This window comes from Tsukamurella asaccharolytica (assembly GCF_007858435.1).
Taxonomy (GTDB): domain Bacteria; phylum Actinomycetota; class Actinomycetes; order Mycobacteriales; family Mycobacteriaceae; genus Tsukamurella; species Tsukamurella asaccharolytica.
Map to the genome: position 1 here is coordinate 177346 of NZ_VIGW01000005.1, position 16050 is coordinate 193395.

Here is a 16050-nt window from a genome sequence, read left to right on the forward strand (position 1 = left end):
TCCATTGCGGCCGAACAGATTTACTTAGGATTGCCTGACCGAAATTGATACGGAATCAACAAGCCTCCGGAAAGGAGTGATCGGCTGTGCCCGACATCGACTGGGAGGCCTTGCGGCGCATCGCCATCGACGCCATGGAGCGGGCCTACGCGCCCTATTCGACGTACCCCGTCGGCGCGGCCGCCCTGACCGACGACGGCCGCGTCGTGGTCGGCTGCAATGTGGAGAATGTCTCATACGGGCTGACCCTCTGCGCGGAATGCGGGCTCGTGAGTGCGCTCCACTCCTCGGGTGGCGGGCGCCTGCGCGCGTTCACGTGCACCAACGCGAACGGGGATGTCCTGCTGCCATGCGGACGGTGCAGGCAGCTGCTGTACGAACACGGCGGGCCCGACCTGCTGATCGACCACCGCGCCGGCCCGGTGCCCCTGAGCCGACTGCTGCCCGACGCCTTCGGGCCCGACGACCTGAATGAGGTAATCCGATGACTGAAGTGTTCGACGCCGTCTCCATCATCGCCGCCAAGCGCGACGGGAAGCCCCTCACCGACGGCCAGATCGACTGGGTGATCGACAAGTTCACGACCGGCGAGGTGGCCGACTACCAGATGTCCGCGCTGGCGATGGCCATCTTCCTCAACGGGATGGATCGCCGGGAGATCGCGCGGTGGACCGCGGCGATGATCGCCAGCGGCGAGCGCATGGACTTCTCGGGGCTCCGCCGCGACGGCCGCCCGCTCGCCACGACCGATAAGCACTCGACCGGCGGCGTGGGCGACAAGATCACCCTCCCGCTCACCCCGCTCGTCGCGTCCTACGGCGTCGCCGTGCCGCAGCTCTCGGGCCGGGGCCTCGGGCACACCGGCGGCACCCTCGACAAGCTCGAGGCCATCCCCGGGTGGCGCGCCGACCTGACCAACGAGCAGATGTTCGACCAGTTGGAGCGGGTCGGCGGGGTGATCTGTGCCGCCGGCTCGGGCCTGGCGCCGGCAGACAAGAAGCTGTACGCGCTGCGCGATGTCACCGGCACCGTCGAGGCGATCCCGCTGATCGCGAGCTCGATCATGAGCAAGAAGATCGCCGAGGGTACGGCCTCGCTGGTGCTCGACGTCAAGGTCGGCAAGGGCGCCTTCATGAAGACCGAGGCCCAGGCGCGCGAGCTGGCGGAGACCATGGTCGCGCTGGGCCACGACTCGGGGGTGAACACCGTCGCGCTGCTGACGGACATGTCCACCCCGCTCGGCCGCACCGCCGGCAACGGCCTCGAGGTGGCCGAGTCGCTCGAGGTTCTCGCCGGCGGCGGACCGTCGGACGTGGTGGAGCTGACGCTCGCGCTCGCGCGGGAGATGCTCGCCCTCGCCGGCGTCGACGCCGATCCCGCCGAGCACCTCGCCAACGGCCGGGCCATGGACAGCTGGAAGGCGATGATCGCCGCGCAGGGCGGCGACCCCGAGGCGCCGCTGCCCGTCGCGCAGCACACCCGCACCGTCGCCGCGCCCGCCACCGGCGTCCTCACCGCACTCGACGCCATGGGCGTCGGCATCGCCGCCTGGCGGCTCGGCGCGGGCCGCGAGCGGCAGGGCGAGCCGGTGCAGGCGGGGGCCGGCGTCACCTGGCACGCGACCGTGGGCGACGCCGTTACGGCGGGGGAGCCGCTGTTCACGCTGCACACCGACACCCCCGAGAAGTTCGACGGTGCCGTCGCCGCCCTCGACGGCGCGGCCGTCATCGGGGAGTCCGCCGCGCCGCGGGGCTCGCTGGTCCTGGATCGGGTGACCGTCTGACTGGGCGGCCGGTCAGGGGTTCATGACGCGGATGGGGTCCCCCGCGAGGTAGGCGCGGACGTCCTCGGCCGCGTCGGCGTAGAAGAGCCGGTACTGCTGCTCGGTGACGTAGCCGACGTGCCCCGTGAGGACCGAGTTCGGCAGGTCCCGGATCGGGTCACCCGCGGGCAGCGGCTCGACGTCGAAGACGTCGAGCGCGAGCCGGATGTCGCCGCGCCGGGCCGCGTCCGCGGCGGCGGGGGTGTCCAGTACGCCCGCCCGGGAGGTGTTCACCAGAAGCGCGCCGGGCCTCATCCGGGCGATGTCGGCGGCGCCGACGATGCCGCGCGAGCGGTCGGACAGGACGTAGTGGATGGTGACCACGTCGGACCGCTCGAACAGCTCCTGCTTCGTCACCGCGGTCGCGCCCGCCTCGGCCGCCCGCGCGGCGTCGAGGTTGCTCGACCACGCGATCACCTCCGCCCCGAAGGCCGTCGCCACCCGCGCGACGCGTCGCCCCAGTCCGCCGAGGCCGACGATGCCGATCGTGCTCTCGGAGAGCTCCTTCCCGACCGTGCTCTGCCAGCGTCCGGCGCGGATGTTCGCGTCCTCGGCGGGAACGTGGCGCAGCGCCGCGAGGATCAGAGCCCAGGTGTGCTCGGCGGCCGCGGCGGGCCGGTATCCGGTGTGGCACACGGTGATCCCCAGCTCCGTCGCCGCCTCGAGGTCGATCGCCGCGTTGCGGCGGCCCGTCGACACGAGCAGTCGCAGCCGGGGCAGCGACCGCAGCACCTCCGCGGGGAAGCGGGTGCGCTCGCGCATGGCGACCACCCCGTCGAACTCCGCCAGCTGCGCGGTCACGTCGTCGAGGGGCGCGGTGAAGACGGTGACGTCGAGGCCGGAGAAGTCCCCGAACTCGCGGGCGACGTCCTGGAAATCGTCGAGGATCGCGATGCGCATACCGCCCACGCTAGCCGCCCGGGGTAGTGCTGGCACCACCCCCGATTCTCCCGCTGGGGCCAGGGACCGGCACCCGCGCCGCACCTAGCGTCTACGGCATGATCAATCACGTGACCCCGTCCCCGGCGCAGCGCGAGCCCGAACGCGGCGCACTCGCCGCGCCCCTGCGCGACCCGATGCGCTTCTTCGCCACTTCCGCGCCGTGGCGCGGCCTGGCCTACTTCGCCGGATCGATGATCGTCGGGTGGGTGCTCTTCGTCCTCTACGTCGTGGTGGTGCTGCTGCCCTTCGCGCCGGCGTGGTCGTTCGCGCTGGCGAAACTCGAACGACTGCGGGTCACCTGGCTCGGGGATCCGGCCATCGGCGACCCGCACCCACCCGTCACCGGGAGCCTCACCGCTCGCGCGGGGGCGCGGCTCGGCGAGCGGGCCACGTGGCGCGAGGTCGCCTACTCGCTGCTGCTCGCGGTGTTGACCCTCATCGTCTTCCTGGGTGCGGTGATCGTCTGGGCCGTCGGCGGCGGGCTCATGCTCGCTCCGATCTTCTCGGACGACGTCAACGTGCTGGGCACGGCGGTCGACGGGGTCGTCGGCCGCGCGGTCTGGGGCGCGATCGGCGCGGTGATCTGCGCTGCGGCGCTGTACATCACCTACGCCGCGTCCGTGGCGCAGGCCGCTACCGCGCGACTGCTGCTCGGCCCCACCGAGGAGGAGCTGCGCCGCCGCGTCACGTCGCTCGAGGCCTCCCGCGGTGTCCTGGTGAACTCCTTCGAGGGCGAGCGCCGCCGCATCGAGCGCAACCTGCACGACGGGCCGCAGCAGGACCTGGCGAGCCTGTCGCTGCAGCTCGGCGAACTGCAGCAGAGCCTGCCGGAGACCGCTGACGAGTCCCTGCACGGACAGGTCGCCGAGGCGCAGCTGCGGCTCGAGCGCGCCATGGCGGGGTTGCGGGACACCGTCCGCGGAGTGCACCCTCCGGTACTCGACGACGCGGGGGTCGAGGCCGCGTGCGCCGAGCTCGGGGGCGCGATCCGGGTGGACGTGACCGCGGGCGAGGGCTGGACGCCGGGACGCCGCCTGCCCGCCGATATCGAGCAGGCCATGTGCTACACCGCCAGCGAGGCGGTCACCAACGCGATCAAGCACGGCGGCGCGAGCAGGGTGCACATCACCTTCGCCGCGGGCGTGCTCGGGGTGTCGATGACCGTGATGGACGACGGCGTCGGCGGCGCCGACCCCGCGGGCGGTACCGGCCTCGCCGGACTGATCGAGCGGGCCGAGGCGATCGGCGCGACGCTGACCGTGCTCAGCCCGCCCGGCGGTCCCACCACCCTCTACTGGGCCAAGGCGGTGTCGTAGCCTGCGATCCATGCGGATCGTGTGTGCGGAGGAGGGCTAGTGCGGCTCGTGATCGCCGAGGACTCAGTGCTGCTGGCCGAGGGGCTGCAGCGCATCGTCGAGCGGGCCGGCCACGAGGTGGTCGGCCTGCTCGGTGACGCGGACGCGCTCCGGGCGATCGATCCGGGCACCGTCGACCTGGTGGTGACGGACGTGCGGATGCCGCCCGGGCACGGGGACGACGGTCTGCGGGCCGCGCTCGACCTGCGCGCCGACCGTGCGGGGCTGCCGGTCCTGGTGCTCTCGCAGTACGTCGCCGCCGCCTACGCGCGGCGACTGCTGGACTCCGGCGGCGGCGTGGGGTACCTGCTCAAGGAGCGGGTCGGGCGGGTCGACGATTTCCTCCGCGCGCTCGACACCGTCGCCAGCGGGGGCGTGGTCGTCGATCCCGAGGTCGTCTCCAGGATGTTCACCCCGACGGTGCTCGACCGTCTCACTCCCCGCGAGGGCGAGGTGCTCGCGCTGATGGCGGAGGGGCGAAGCAACGCCGATATCGCTGCGGCACTGGTAGTCTCGGACGCCGCGGTGGCCAAGCACGTGGCCAACATCTTCGCCAAGCTGGACCTGCCGCCGGAGGAGGGGAACCGCCGCGTGCGCGCGATCCTCACGTATCTGACGCAACGGTAGCGCGCCGACGTTGTTACGCGCCGGTAGCCGGTACGTTGACCCTATGGCGAATCCCGTTGGCCCGACACCCATCGATCTGCAGGCACTGCGCCGCGCGCCCAAGGTGCTGCTCCACGACCACCTCGACGGCGGGCTACGGCCGTCCACGGTCCTCGAGCTCGCCGCCGAGACCGGGTACGAGGCGTTGCCGGCCTCGACCGAGCCGGAGCTCGCCGCCTGGTTCCGCGACGCCGCCGATTCGGGCTCGCTGGAGAAGTACCTGGAGACCTTCGAGCACACCGTCGGCGTGATGCAGACGCCCGAGGCGCTGGCGCGGGTGGCGCGCGAGTGCGCCGAGGACCTGGCCGCCGACGGCGTGGTCTACGCCGAGGTGCGGTTCGCGCCCGAGCAGCACCTGGAGGGCGGGCTGTCGCTCGACGAGGTGATGGAGGCGGTGCTCGCCGGCTTCGCGTCGGGGGAGTCCGCGGCGCGGACCGCGGGCCGTCCGATCGTGGTGCGCTGCCTGGTGACCGCCATGCGGCACGCCGCGCGCTCGCGGGAGATCGCGGAGCTCGCGGTGCGCTGGCGCGACCGCGGCGCGGTGGGCTTCGACATCGCCGGCGCGGAGGCGGGCTACCCGCCCAGCCGTCACCTCGACGCTTTCGAGTACATGCGGGATCACTCCGCGCCCTTCACCATTCACGCCGGCGAGGCGTTCGGCCTCCCGTCGATCCACGAGGCCGTGGCGTTCTGCGGCTGCGACCGGCTGGGGCACGGCGTGCGGATCGTCGATGACATCAGCGGCGTCGAGCCGGGCGCCACCGACTTCTCCGGCGCGGTCCTCGGCCGGGTCGCGGCGCGCGTCCGGGACGCGCGCATCCCGCTGGAGCTGTGCCCCAGCTCCAACGTCCAGACGGGTGCGGTCCGGGCGCTGGAGGAGCACCCGTTCAACCTGCTGGCGCAGTTGCGTTTCCGCGTCACCGTGAACACCGACAATCGGCTCATGAGCGACACCACCATGAGCCTGGAGATGCTCAAACTCGTGGAGACCTTCGGCTACGGCTGGGCGGACCTGCAGCGCTTCACCATCAACGCGATGAAGTCGGCGTTCCTGCCCTTCGACGAGCGGCTCGCCATCATCGACGACGTGATCAAGCCCGGCTTCGCGGTGCTGATCGGCTGACCGTGCCCGCGGCGGCTGCGCCGCGAGCGCCGGCTCACTTGGTGGTGAGCCGGTCCTCGAAGTCGTGCTCGAGCGCCCGCCACGCCTCGGCCTCGTTGTCGAACGGGCCCGACGGCGCGAGGCGGCGCGGCTGCGGGTCGAGTGCGTAGGAGACGAAGAAGCCCAGCGGGGTGGTGGGGCGCAGCGCGTCGCGCACCGTGGCGTCGTCGGCGAAGTCGGCCGAGTCGAGCAGCAGCTCCACGGCGAGGTCCAGCTGATCGCGGTCGATGCGGCGCGGGCCGTCGGCGATGTCCTCGCCGATGCCGGGGAGCACGTAGACGTTGTCGTCGTAGACCTCGATCTCCAGCGATCCGTCGGTGGCGGCGACCCGCACCTCGTCGTAGGTGGAGACCGCGGAGAGGTCGGTGTCGTCGTCGTCCGCGAGGTAGCGGGCCAGCGCGCCCTCGGAGTCGAAGACGAAGATCTTGCCCTTCCGTCCCAGGAAGACCGGGTTGTCGTCGAGGTAGCAGCGCAGCGTGTAGTACTCGCCGGTGGAGGTGATGATCTTGATCGGGTCGATGCCGACCTGACCCCAGAAGGAGTCGTCCTCCTCATACTCGTCCTCGTCGTCGTCGGCCACGCCGTCCGCCACCGCGCCAGCGCTGTCGACGTCCTCGGCGTCCCCGGCCTCGGCGTCCGCATCGAGGTCGTCGTCGAGATCGTCCAGGTCGGTATCGAGGTCGTCGTCGTCCACTGCGAGGGCGGCGGCCCGCTCCGCGGCGGCGGTGAGCTCCTCCTCCGCGGTCGCGGTGGCCCCGGCGGCGACCTTCGGGGTGCTGACGACGCCCTCGATCGCGTCGATCACGTCGTCCCACTTGCGGCTGATGATCTGGCCCACCTTGTGCCACATCTCGGCGCCTTCACGGCCCTCGAAGTTGCGGGTACCGATGCGGACGGTGCCGAGCACGGGGTTGCCGTTGAAGAACTTGGTGACGTCGACCAGCTCGCACACCTCGCCGATCAGCCCGACGATCTCGAGGGTGTCCTCGAGCTCGGCGATCACCTCGGGGGTGGGCTCCTCGGCGGCCAGCTCGGGCACCGAGATCACGTCGAAGCTGCGATCGTCGCGCGGGACGAAGGCCTCCGCCGGCAGGGTGGTCAGCGCCTCCCACGCCGGGTGATCGTCCAGGTCGTTCGGCTTGCCGCTGCGGGCGAACGCCACCAGCTCGGCGACCGACGAGAAGCCGTACAGATCCTCGTCGAGCCCCAGGAAGGCCTCCCATTCGTCCTCCCCGTCACGCCACCGCGGTGCCCACAGGGTGTACACCGGGCCGTCGGTGAGGCCGAGTTCGATCGGGACGATGTCAGACGCCATGGCGCCCAGCGTAGTGCACCGGCCCGGTTCGGCGTCGGCCAGAGGATCCGGAATGTTGCGGGCTCAGCCGGTCGGGCGGAAGAAGCCGTAGAACTGCTGGCCGATGTTGTCCGTGCGGATCGCCGAGATCTGCACGGGATCGCCCGCCTCCACCATGCGCCCGTCCCCGATGACCATCGCGACGTGGCCCTCCCAGACGGCCAGATCACCCGGCTGCACCTGCCCGGCGCTCACCGCCGCGCCGACGCCCTGCTCGTTCGCGAGCCGCGGCAGCTCGATCCCGGCCTGCCGGTACGCCCACTGCGTGAACCCGCTGCAGTCGAGCCCGACGCCCGGCGTCGTCCCGCCCCACGCGTAGGGCACGCCCAACTGCGTCAGCGCGGCCTGCACCGCGGCCGCGGCCTTCGCGTTCGGCGCCTTCACCACCGTGCCGTCGGGAAGCCGCACGGCGTAGCCGCCCTTGCCGTCGGCGGTGACCGTCGCGCCGCCCGACCGGCGCGACGCCGGCACCGTCTTCGCCCCGCCGCCGCGCCCCACGCCCGACCCGCCCCGCTTCGCGCCGGTGAGCGCGGAGGCGAGGCCGCTGACCGGAGAGCCTCCGCCGCCCGTACCGCCGCCCGTACCGCCGCCCGAGCCCCCGCCGGACCCCGTGCCGCCGCCGGCCGGGGACGCGGTCGACGGGGTCGTGGCCGCCGTGGTCGAGGCCGGAGTGGTCGCCGCACCCCCGTCGACGGTGCCGGGCGCGGTCGGCGTGGACTCCGCGAGCCCGGAGACGGCGCCGGTCTCGCCGGCGAGCTCGTCGCGGACGGACCGGAGCACGTCGAGCGCCTGCTGCAGGTGCTCGGCGGCGAGCTCGAGCACCGCGATCAGTCCGGTCGGGTTGAGGAGCGTCGGATTCGCGGCTTCGGCCTTGCCGACGAAGGAGTCGAGGATCGCCTGTAACCGGGTGCGGCCCCGGCTCACGGCCGCGGCGGCGGTCGTGACCGAGTCCCGGATCGCGCCGGTGTGCTGGGACAGGGCGCCCGCGGCGGTGCCGCCCTCGCCGATCGTGCGCTGCGCGGTCGTCGCGTCCTCGCCCGTCCACGCGGTCCCGACGGTGACCCTGGTCGTTTCGGTCTGCGCGCCGACCCGCGCGAGCTCGGCCTGCACGGCCCGGATCGCCGCGTCGACCCCGGCGGTCGTCAGGTCGCCGCTGCCGAAGGTCTCGAGTAGGGCGCGCAGCGGCGCCGCGAGCGCAGCGACGACGCCGTTCACGACGCACCCAGCAGCCCGAGCAGCGCCCCCGCGCCGCCCGCGTCGGCGGCGACCGCGGAGGCCACCGTCCGCGCCGCCCCGACGGAGGCCGAGGTGTAGAACGCGGCGAGGCGCGCCATCTCGGCGTCGGCGGCGGTGACGGCGCCCAGCAGCTCGGTCAGGTAGTCGCCGCCGACCAGCCCGAAGACCGGCGTCAGCGCCGCCGCCGAGACGGCGCCCGCCCCGGCCGCCCCCGCCACCGCGGCGGCCAGCGAACCCAGTTCGCTCCCCGCCGCCGTCACCGCGCCCGTGGTCATCTGAAACGGTTCCATCGCAATACCCCCTCATTGATTGGACGCCTCAGAGTCCCGCGCGGTTCCCGATACGCTGACCGCATGCAGATCACCGTGGTCGACCACCCCCTGGCCGCCGTCCGCCTCACTGCGCTGCGCGCCGAGGCCTCCGACAACGCCTCGTTCCGCGCGGCGCTCAAGGAGCTCACCCAGATGCTGGTCTACGAGGCCATGCGCGAGGCCGCGGTCGCACCCGTCACGGTGACCACCCCGCTCGAGGACACCGACGGTGCCGCACTCGCCGCACCGCCGCTGCTGGTGCCCGTGCTCCGCGCCGGCCTCGGCATGGTCGACCAGGCGCATGCGATGCTGCCCGAGTCCCAGGTCGGGTTCGTCGGCATGGGGCGCAACGAGGAGACCCACGTCCCCGAGCCCTACTTCCAGTCGCTGCCCGCCGATCTCGCGGGCCGCCCCGTCTTCGTGCTCGACCCGATGCTCGCGACCGGCGGCTCGATGGTGGAGACGCTCGGCCTGCTCGCACAGCGCGGCGCCACCGACGTGACGGCGGTGTGCGTCGTGGCGGCGCCGGAGGGCGTGCAGGCGCTCGCCGAGAGCGGGCACCCCGTCCGACTGGTCACGGCCACCATCGACCGGGGGCTCAACGAGAACGCCTACATCGTGCCCGGACTCGGCGACGCCGGCGACCGCCAGTTCGGACCGCGCTGGACCTGATCCGCTGACCCCGAGCCGGCGGCTACGGCCCGGCCCAGAAGCCTGTCGCGGGCTCGGTGAAGTCGCCCGCCGGAGTGCTGATGACCAGGCCGGTGGGGGTGATGTTGATGGTGGCGTCAGGCGCGCGCGCCACCCAGCCGGGGCCCGCGGGCAGCACGCCCTCGATCCGCGTGCCCGAGCGGGTGTCGGTGCGCCAGCCCGCGTAGTACAGCGCGCCGGCGCGGTTGCAGACCACGGCCTGCGACGTCGCGGTGAGGACCATCATCCGCGCGGCGTCGCCGTCGGCGCAGCGCGCCGGGGTGCCCACGAAGCCCAGCGGGTCCGTGCCGGGGATCGACGGTGGCGGCGCGGGAGCCGGGGCGGCGGGCGCGGGCGTCGATGCCGGGGAGGAGGCGGCGGCGTCGGAGCTCGACGGCGCGGGCGGCGCCACTGCGGCCAGCTCGGCGGGGCGTTCGTTTCTCACGTGAGCGGTGGCGGCCGCTACGGCGGCCACCACGATGAGAACTCCCACCAGCACGGACAGGGCGATCACCCGGCCGCGTGCGGGGTGGGCCGGGCGGGAGGGCCGGCTCACTCGAAAGCCGCCCACCGACGCACGGTGTCGGTCACCGCGGTGAGCCGCTGCCGTGCGCGCGCCTCGGCGTCGTTCGTCTCGCTGCCGGTCGTCACGGGCTCGATCACCTCCAGGTAGAACTTCGCCTTCGGCTCGGTTCCGGAGGGCCGCACCGTGACCCGGACGCCGTCGCCGCGGAACACCAGCGCGTCCGTCGCGGGACGTGCCGCCAGAAGATCTTCACAGCCGACGGGGGTGTGTGCAACCTCGACGGGCGGGTCCGTGCGGAGGGCGGCCATGATCGCGGCGATCCGCGCGACGTCGTCCACGCGCAGCGCGTACTGGCCCGACAGATACACGCCGTGCCGTCGATACAGGGCGTCGAGCGCATCCGGCAGGCCGCTGCCCCGTGCCTTCAGCGCCGCCGCGTACCCCGCCGCGACGACGGCGGCGGAGATGCCGTCCTTGTCGCGCACCGTCGACGGGTCGACGCAGAGGCCGAGGGCCTCCTCGTATGCGAAGACGAGGCCCTCGCCCGCCCGGACGAGGTTCTTGAAGCCGGTCAGGGTGCGCGCGTACCGCGCGCCGTGGCTCTCGGCGATCGCGCCGAGGAGCTCGGAGCTGACGATGGTGGTCGCGACGAGCGGATCCGACGGTGCGCCGTCCAGGGGCGCGTCGAGCAGGTGCGCGCCCAGCAGTGAGCCGGACTCGTCGCCCGTGAGCATCCGCCAGCCGCCGGGGAAGCGGGCGCCGAGGGCGCACCGGTCGGCGTCGGGGTCGAGGGCGATCGCGAGATCGGCGTCGACGCTCTCGGCGAGGGCGAGCAGCAGGTCGGAGGCGCCCGGCTCCTCCGGATTGGGGAAGGCCACCGTCGGGAACTCCCCGTCCGGCGCGAACTGCTGCTCCACGACGTGGACGTCGTCGAAACCGCTGCGGCGCAGCGCGTCCACCGCCACTTGCCCGCCGACTCCGTGCATCGGCGTGAGCGCGATCCGCAGCGGGACGGCGGGGGCGGGGCGCAGCGAGGACACCCGGTCCAGGTAGGCCGCGACGACCTCCGCCGCCCGCGGGTCGGTGGGCACCGGCACTCGGGCGATCTCCTTCGCCGCCGGGGCCGCGGCGATGAGGGTCTCGATCTCGGCGTCGGCGGGGGAGACCAGCTGGGCGCCGCCGTCGAGGTAGACCTTGTAGCCGTTGTCGGCGGGCGGATTGTGCGAGGCGGTGATCTGCACGCCGGCGACGGCGCCGAGCGCCCTCGTCGCGAACGCCACCCACGGCGTGGGACCCAGCTCGGGCAGTGCCACCACGGCGAAGCCCTGCGCGGTGAGTACCTCGGTCGCGGCGGCGAAGAACGCCTCGGAGCCGCGCCGCGCGTCGCGGCCCACGACGACGGTGCCGCCCCCCAGGCATCGTGCCTGGAGCCATTGGCCGAGTGCCCACGTCGTGCGCGTCACGACCGCCACGTTCATGCCCGACGGTCCGCCGCGCACCGGGCCCCGCAGCCCCGCGGTGCCGAAGGACAGCGGCGCCGCGAAGCGCTCGGCCAGCTCGTCGCCGCTGAGCGCCTCGAGCTCCGCGCGCGTCGCGGGATCGGGGTCGGCCTCGATCCAGGCGAGGGCCTCGGCGGCGAGCTCGGCGCTCATCCCCGCATCGCCTCGATCACGTCGGCGAGCAGGCCGCCCATCCGCGCGGCCGCCTCGCGCCCCGCCTCGAGGACCTCCTCGTGGTTGAGCGGCTTCCCGGTGATGCCCGCGGCCAGGTTGGTGACCAGGGAGATCCCCAGCACGGCGGCGTCCTCCGCGCGGGCGGCGATCGTCTCGTGCACCGTCGACATGCCCACGAGGTCGGCGCCCAGCGTGCGCAACATCCGGATCTCCGCCGGGGTCTCGTAGTGCGGCCCGGGCAGGCCGGCGTAGACCCCCTCCTTCAGCGACGGGTCGACCGTCCGCGCCAGCGCCCGCAGCGCCGGGGAGTACGCGTCGACGAGATTGACGAACTGGGCGCCCACCAGCGGGGAGCGGGCGGTCAGGTTCAGGTGGTCGGAGATCAGCACCGGCTCGCCGACGAACATGCCCTCGCGCAGGCCGCCCGCGGCATTGGTGAGGATCACCGCCGCCGCGCCCGCCGCGCACGCGGTGCGCACCGGGTGGACGACGCGGGAGAGGTCGTGGCCCTCGTAGGCGTGGGTGCGGCCCAGCAGCACCAGCACCCGCTTGCCGCCGACGATGACCGCCGAGGCGGTGCCCTTGTGCCCCGCCGCGCTGGGCGGGGCGAAGTGCGGCAATTCGGCCATCGGGACGGAGCCGACGGCGGTGCCGCGCGCGGTCAGCGCGTCGGCCGCGGGCGCCCAGCCGGAGCCGAGGACGACCGCGACGTCGAAGCGCTCACCCCCGGTCGCCGCGATGAGCGCATCGGCCGCCTCCCGGGCCGCCGCGGTGGGATCGTCGATGCCGGTGTCGGGTGCAGTCTGCGCCATGGGCTCCGATGCTAGCGGCTATCGTGATCGCCATGCCTTACGTCACGCGCACCGACGACGTCTTCACCCTGTTCCTGGGAGACGAGGGGGTCGAGCTCTCGGAGTCCAACCCGGAGAACCGCTTCTCCCCGGGGTGGGTCGACGCGGTGCACGCCCGGCTCGACGAGATCGAGGCGCAGGCGGCCGGATCGCCCGCCGCCCTGGTGATCACCGCCACCGGCAAGTTCTTCTCCAACGGCCTCGACGTGATGTACATCCTGGCGAACGTCGGCGAGCTGCCGTCGTACCTGGACCGCGTGCACACGGTCTACAGCCGGCTGCTGACCTTCCCGATGGCCACGGTCGCCGCGGTCAACGGTCACGCCTTCGGCGCCGGCGCCATGTTGGCGCTCTCGTGCGATTTCGCGGTGATGCGTGAGGACCGCGGCTTCTTCTGCCTCCCCGAGGTCAGCCTCAAGATGGGTTTCACCGTGGGCATGGCCACCCTGCTGCGCTCGCGCCTGCCATACCAGACCGCCGTGGAGGCGATGACCACCGGACGCCGCTACGGCGGCGCCGATGCGGTGGCCGCGGGCATCGTCCAGTCCGCCGTCGCCGAGGCCGAGGTGCTGCGCACCGCGACCGCGCTGGCCGCGGGCAATGCCGCCGCGGACGGCCCGACGCTGAACAAGATCAAGAACGACCTCCACGCGCCGCTCATCGCGGACCTCGCCGTCCCGACCACCGAAGTCAAGTTCGGCTGACGGTGACCGGCCGCGTCACGTCCGTCCTGGGGGCGCTCACCGGCACCGTCGACCGCGCGCGGGACGACCTGGTCGCGGTCAGCCACGACATCCACGCCCGTCCCGAGCTGGCCTTCGAGGAGCGGTTCGCCTCGGGCCTGGTCGCGGACGCGCTCGCGGGGCACGGTTTCGCGGTCGAGCGGGGCATCGCCGGCCTCGAGACCGCGTTCGTCGGCCGGGCGGGCTCGGGCCCGCTGCGCGTCGCAGTCTTCGCCGAGTACGACGCCCTGCCCGGAATCGGGCACGCCTGCGGGCACAACATCATCGCCGCGGCGGGCTTCGGCGCGGGCATCGCGCTCGCAGCCGTCGCGGACGAGCTGGGGCTGACCGTCGAGGTCTACGGCACCCCCGCCGAGGAATCCGGGGGCGGCAAGGTGCTCATGCTGCAGCGCGGCGCGTTCGACGGTGTCGCGTGCGCGGGCATGGTGCACCCGGCCCCGTTCGACGTGGTGCGCACCCGCACCCTGGCCCTCGCCGACCTCGCGATCCGGTACACCGGTCGGGAAGCGCACGCCTCCGCCGCCCCGTGGGCCGGCCGGAACGCGGGCGACGCCGCGACGGTCGCGCAGGTCGCGCTCGGCCTGCTCCGGCAGCACCTCGAGCCGGGGCAGCAACTCCACGGCATCGTCAGCGAGGGTGGGGCTGCGCCCAACGTCGTTCCGGCCGCCGCGGAACTGCTGTACTACCTGCGCGCCGACGACGCCGAGTCGCTGGAGCGGCTCACCGGCCGCGCCGGCGACTGCTTCGCCGCGGGCGCGGTGGCGGCCGGCTGCAGCCACGAGGTCACGGAGCTCGCGCCGGCGTACACCGAGCTGCGCAGCGACGACGGGCTCGCCGCCGCGTACCGCGCCGCGGCGGTCGCGATCGGCCGCGAGCCGGTGGCGCCGGAGTTCGAGAGGGCGGTGCCGCTGGGGAGTACCGACATGGGCAATGTGAGCCACGCTGTACCGTCGATCCATCCGCTGATCGGCCTGGAGACCGACGGGGCCGTGACCCATCAGCCGGAGTTCACGGCAGCCGCCGGTGGTCCGTCCGCCGATCGGGCCGTGCGCGACGGCGCGCTGGCCCTGGCCGCGGCGTTCGCCGCGGTCGCGGAGGACGAGGACGAGCGCGCGCGGCTGCTGGCCGGGGCGGGGCGCGGGCGAGAGGGAGGCGGACGGTGACGGGCACGGCGAGCGGGACTGCGGGCGAGGGCCTTTCGAGGGCCGCGTACGTCGAGAAGTGGCTGCAGCGCAAAGGCGACTGGCTCCGCGAATTCCGCCGCGACTTGCACGCGCACCCCGAACTCTCCTGGCGTGAGCAGCGCACCACTCTCGCCGTCTTCGAGGCGCTGAAAGCCGCGGGGCTGCACCCGCAGAAGCTGTCGACGACGGGGCTGATCTGCGACCTCGGGCCGACCTCCGGCGAGCGCGTCGCCCTGCGCGCCGACATGGACGCGCTGCCGATCCACGAGGCGACCGGCCTCGAGTTCCAGTCCACGACCCCGGGCGTCTCCCACGCCTGCGGCCACGATGCGCACACCTCGATCCTGCTGGGCACCGGACTCGTGCTGGCCGAACTGGACCGCGCCGGTCGGCTGCCGGTCGGCGTGCGGTTGGTCTTCCAGCCCGCCGAGGAGGTCATGCCGGGCGGTGCGCTGTCCGCCGTGCGCGACCAGGTGATGCAGGGGGTCTCGCGCATCTACGCGCTGCACTGCGATCCGCGCGTCGAGGCCGGAAAGATCGGCGTCCGATCCGGTGCCATCACCTCCGCCGCCGACCACCTCGAGGTCATCCTGCACTCGCCGGGCGGGCACACGTCGCGGCCCCACCTGACGGGCGACCTGGTCTACGCCATGGGCACCGTCATCACCGGGCTGCCGGGCGTGCTGTCGCGCCGCGTGGACCCCCGCTCCGGCACGATCATGGTCTGGGGCGCGGCGAACGCCGGCTCCGCGCCGAATGCGATCCCGCAGATCGGCGCGCTGCACGGCACCGTCCGGACCGGCGTGCACCAGATCTGGGAGTCGCTGGAGCCACTCACGCGGGAGATCATCGGCGAGCTCCTCGCGCCCCTGCGGATCAAGCACGAGGTCAACTACACCCGCGGCGTCCCGCCGGTGATCAACGACCACCTGGCGGCCACCCGCCTCGCCGACGCGGCTCGGGCCGTCTCGCCGGACGGGGCGGTCGACACCCCGCAGTCCGGCGGCGGCGAGGACTTCTCCTGGTACCTGGAGGAATCGCCGGGCGCCATGGCGCGGCTCGGCGTGTGGTCCGGCGAGGGTCGCCAGTACGACCTGCACCAGCCCGACTTCGTCCTCGACGAGCGCGCGCTGGAGATGGGCGTGAAGGTCTTCACGAACGTGGTCTTCGCCTCCGAGCGCTGACCGCCGGCCGTTCCGGTCATCCCCCCCGCTGGCGCAGGTCTGCGGTCACGACGGAGCGCGGCGAACGGGCTCTCGGATTCTGTCCGCTTCGGCCAGCGTGTCCGGAGCGGACAGAATCCGAGAGTCGTCGATGTGACGGTGCTCATCTTCCTGGCGAGTCGTCGTTGAGTATTCGATAGACGACGTAGACGGCGAACCAGAAAGTCGCGACCACGCAGAGGCCGAACAGCACGTCGAGGAAGATCACCGCCACTTTTGAGGGCAGGTCTGGATCTGCTCGGTCGAGTCGGGCTCAAGAACTGGTCGATGCGCGCGGTGGAGGACGAGGCAGGAGTTCCATACGGGACTGCA

The 16050-nt window shown here is 73.2% G+C and carries 16 protein-coding genes; 9 read left to right on the top strand and 7 right to left on the bottom strand.

The features are described 5' to 3' along the window. The first annotated feature begins 86 nt into the window (after window positions 1–86). A complete protein-coding gene (locus FK529_RS12080; protein ID WP_146561416.1) occupies window positions 87–488 on the top strand; it encodes a cytidine deaminase in 402 nt (133 codons plus the stop codon). Further along, window positions 485–1783: a thymidine phosphorylase gene (locus FK529_RS12085; protein ID WP_146561418.1), complete on the top strand. Its 1299-nt coding sequence runs from the start codon at window positions 485–487 to the stop codon at window positions 1781–1783. Before FK529_RS12080 ends, FK529_RS12085 begins: the two co-directional genes overlap by 4 nt. 12 nt (window positions 1784–1795) lie before the next feature. On the opposite strand, the gene FK529_RS12090 is transcribed toward FK529_RS12085, so the two are convergent. Then, the gene (locus tag FK529_RS12090) at window positions 1796–2722 is read right to left on the bottom strand and encodes a D-2-hydroxyacid dehydrogenase family protein (protein ID WP_146561420.1); all 927 of its coding nucleotides are present in this window, start codon (window positions 2720–2722) and stop codon (window positions 1796–1798) included. Window positions 2723–2820: 98 nt separating this feature from the next. On the opposite strand from FK529_RS12090, the gene FK529_RS12095 reads away from it, so the two are divergent. The 3 genes from FK529_RS12095 to FK529_RS12105 are packed head-to-tail and all read left to right on the top strand — an operon-like array spanning window position 2821 to window position 5908. Continuing rightward, window positions 2821–4080 carry a sensor histidine kinase gene (locus FK529_RS12095; RefSeq protein ID WP_146561422.1) on the top strand — a complete coding sequence of 420 codons (1260 nt, stop codon included), beginning with the start codon at window positions 2821–2823 and terminating at the stop codon, window positions 4078–4080. A gap of 39 nt (window positions 4081–4119) precedes the next feature. Continuing rightward, window positions 4120–4746, top strand: coding sequence for a response regulator (locus tag FK529_RS12100; protein WP_146561424.1), 627 nt, complete (start codon window positions 4120–4122; stop codon window positions 4744–4746). A 43-nt stretch (window positions 4747–4789) separates the two neighbouring features. Next, a complete protein-coding gene (locus FK529_RS12105) occupies window positions 4790–5908 on the top strand; it encodes an adenosine deaminase (RefSeq protein ID WP_146561426.1) in 1119 nt (372 codons plus the stop codon). A gap of 34 nt (window positions 5909–5942) precedes the next feature. Here FK529_RS12105 and FK529_RS12110 read toward each other — a convergent pair whose 3' ends face one another. From FK529_RS12110 to FK529_RS12120, 3 genes are all read right to left on the bottom strand, one after another. Further along, window positions 5943–7262, bottom strand: a complete 1320-nt coding sequence (locus FK529_RS12110) for a SatS C-terminal domain-containing protein (RefSeq protein WP_146561428.1) — start codon at window positions 7260–7262, stop codon at window positions 5943–5945. A gap of 63 nt (window positions 7263–7325) precedes the next feature. Continuing rightward, window positions 7326–8516, bottom strand: coding sequence for a C40 family peptidase (locus FK529_RS12115; protein WP_146561431.1), 1191 nt, complete (start codon window positions 8514–8516; stop codon window positions 7326–7328). Further along, the gene (locus FK529_RS12120; protein ID WP_146561433.1) at window positions 8513–8827 is read right to left on the bottom strand and encodes a hypothetical protein; all 315 of its coding nucleotides are present in this window, start codon (window positions 8825–8827) and stop codon (window positions 8513–8515) included. The genes FK529_RS12115 and FK529_RS12120 overlap by 4 nt, the downstream gene beginning before the upstream one ends. Window positions 8828–8890: 63 nt before the next feature. Here FK529_RS12120 and upp point away from each other — a divergent pair, with 63 nt between their 5' ends. Continuing rightward, window positions 8891–9520 (top strand): uracil phosphoribosyltransferase, encoded by a 630-nt coding sequence (upp, locus tag FK529_RS12125; RefSeq protein ID WP_146561435.1) that lies wholly within the window; start codon window positions 8891–8893, stop codon window positions 9518–9520. Between the two features lie 22 nt (window positions 9521–9542). On the opposite strand, the gene FK529_RS12130 is transcribed toward upp, so the two are convergent. From FK529_RS12130 to FK529_RS12140, 3 genes are read right to left on the bottom strand one after another with little or no spacing between them, the layout of a single operon-like run. Further along, the gene (locus FK529_RS12130; protein WP_146561437.1) at window positions 9543–10094 is read right to left on the bottom strand and encodes a hypothetical protein; all 552 of its coding nucleotides are present in this window, start codon (window positions 10092–10094) and stop codon (window positions 9543–9545) included. Beyond that, complete coding sequence (locus FK529_RS12135; protein WP_146561439.1) at window positions 10091–11716, bottom strand: phospho-sugar mutase; 1626 nt, start codon at window positions 11714–11716, stop codon at window positions 10091–10093. The genes FK529_RS12130 and FK529_RS12135 overlap by 4 nt, the downstream gene beginning before the upstream one ends. Next, window positions 11713–12549: a purine-nucleoside phosphorylase gene (locus tag FK529_RS12140; RefSeq protein WP_193559694.1), complete on the bottom strand. Its 837-nt coding sequence runs from the start codon at window positions 12547–12549 to the stop codon at window positions 11713–11715. The genes FK529_RS12135 and FK529_RS12140 overlap by 4 nt, the downstream gene beginning before the upstream one ends. 32 nt (window positions 12550–12581) lie before the next feature. Here FK529_RS12140 and FK529_RS12145 point away from each other — a divergent pair, with 32 nt between their 5' ends. From FK529_RS12145 to FK529_RS12155, 3 genes are read left to right on the top strand one after another with little or no spacing between them, the layout of a single operon-like run. Continuing rightward, window positions 12582–13292, top strand: a complete 711-nt coding sequence (locus FK529_RS12145) for an enoyl-CoA hydratase/isomerase family protein (RefSeq protein WP_146561441.1) — start codon at window positions 12582–12584, stop codon at window positions 13290–13292. A 2-nt stretch (window positions 13293–13294) separates the two neighbouring features. Next, window positions 13295–14494 carry an amidohydrolase gene (locus tag FK529_RS12150; RefSeq protein WP_438947192.1) on the top strand — a complete coding sequence of 400 codons (1200 nt, stop codon included), beginning with the start codon at window positions 13295–13297 and terminating at the stop codon, window positions 14492–14494. Further along, entirely contained in the window at window positions 14491–15699 is a 1209-nt protein-coding gene (locus FK529_RS12155; RefSeq protein ID WP_146561443.1) for an amidohydrolase, read from the top strand. The genes FK529_RS12150 and FK529_RS12155 overlap by 4 nt, the downstream gene beginning before the upstream one ends. The last annotated feature ends 351 nt before the right edge of the window (window positions 15700–16050 follow it).

Bases quoted from the DNA above. Each gene is read 5' to 3' on its own strand.
- FK529_RS12085 (WP_146561418.1), top strand. From the start codon at position 485: ATGACTGAAGTGTTCGACGCCGTCTCCATCATCGCCGCCAAGCGCGAC.
- FK529_RS12090 (WP_146561420.1), bottom strand. From the start codon at position 2,722: ATGCGCATCGCGATCCTCGACGATTTCCAGGACGTCGCCCGCGAGTTC.
- FK529_RS12095 (WP_146561422.1), top strand. From the start codon at position 2,821: ATGATCAATCACGTGACCCCGTCCCCGGCGCAGCGCGAGCCCGAACGC.
- FK529_RS12105 (WP_146561426.1), top strand. From the start codon at position 4,790: ATGGCGAATCCCGTTGGCCCGACACCCATCGATCTGCAGGCACTGCGC.
- FK529_RS12110 (WP_146561428.1), bottom strand. From the start codon at position 7,262: ATGGCGTCTGACATCGTCCCGATCGAACTCGGCCTCACCGACGGCCCG.
- FK529_RS12120 (WP_146561433.1), bottom strand. From the start codon at position 8,827: ATGGAACCGTTTCAGATGACCACGGGCGCGGTGACGGCGGCGGGGAGC.
- upp (WP_146561435.1), top strand. From the start codon at position 8,891: ATGCAGATCACCGTGGTCGACCACCCCCTGGCCGCCGTCCGCCTCACT.
- FK529_RS12135 (WP_146561439.1), bottom strand. From the start codon at position 11,716: ATGAGCGCCGAGCTCGCCGCCGAGGCCCTCGCCTGGATCGAGGCCGAC.
- FK529_RS12140 (WP_193559694.1), bottom strand. From the start codon at position 12,549: ATGGCGCAGACTGCACCCGACACCGGCATCGACGATCCCACCGCGGCG.
- FK529_RS12145 (WP_146561441.1), top strand. From the start codon at position 12,582: ATGCCTTACGTCACGCGCACCGACGACGTCTTCACCCTGTTCCTGGGA.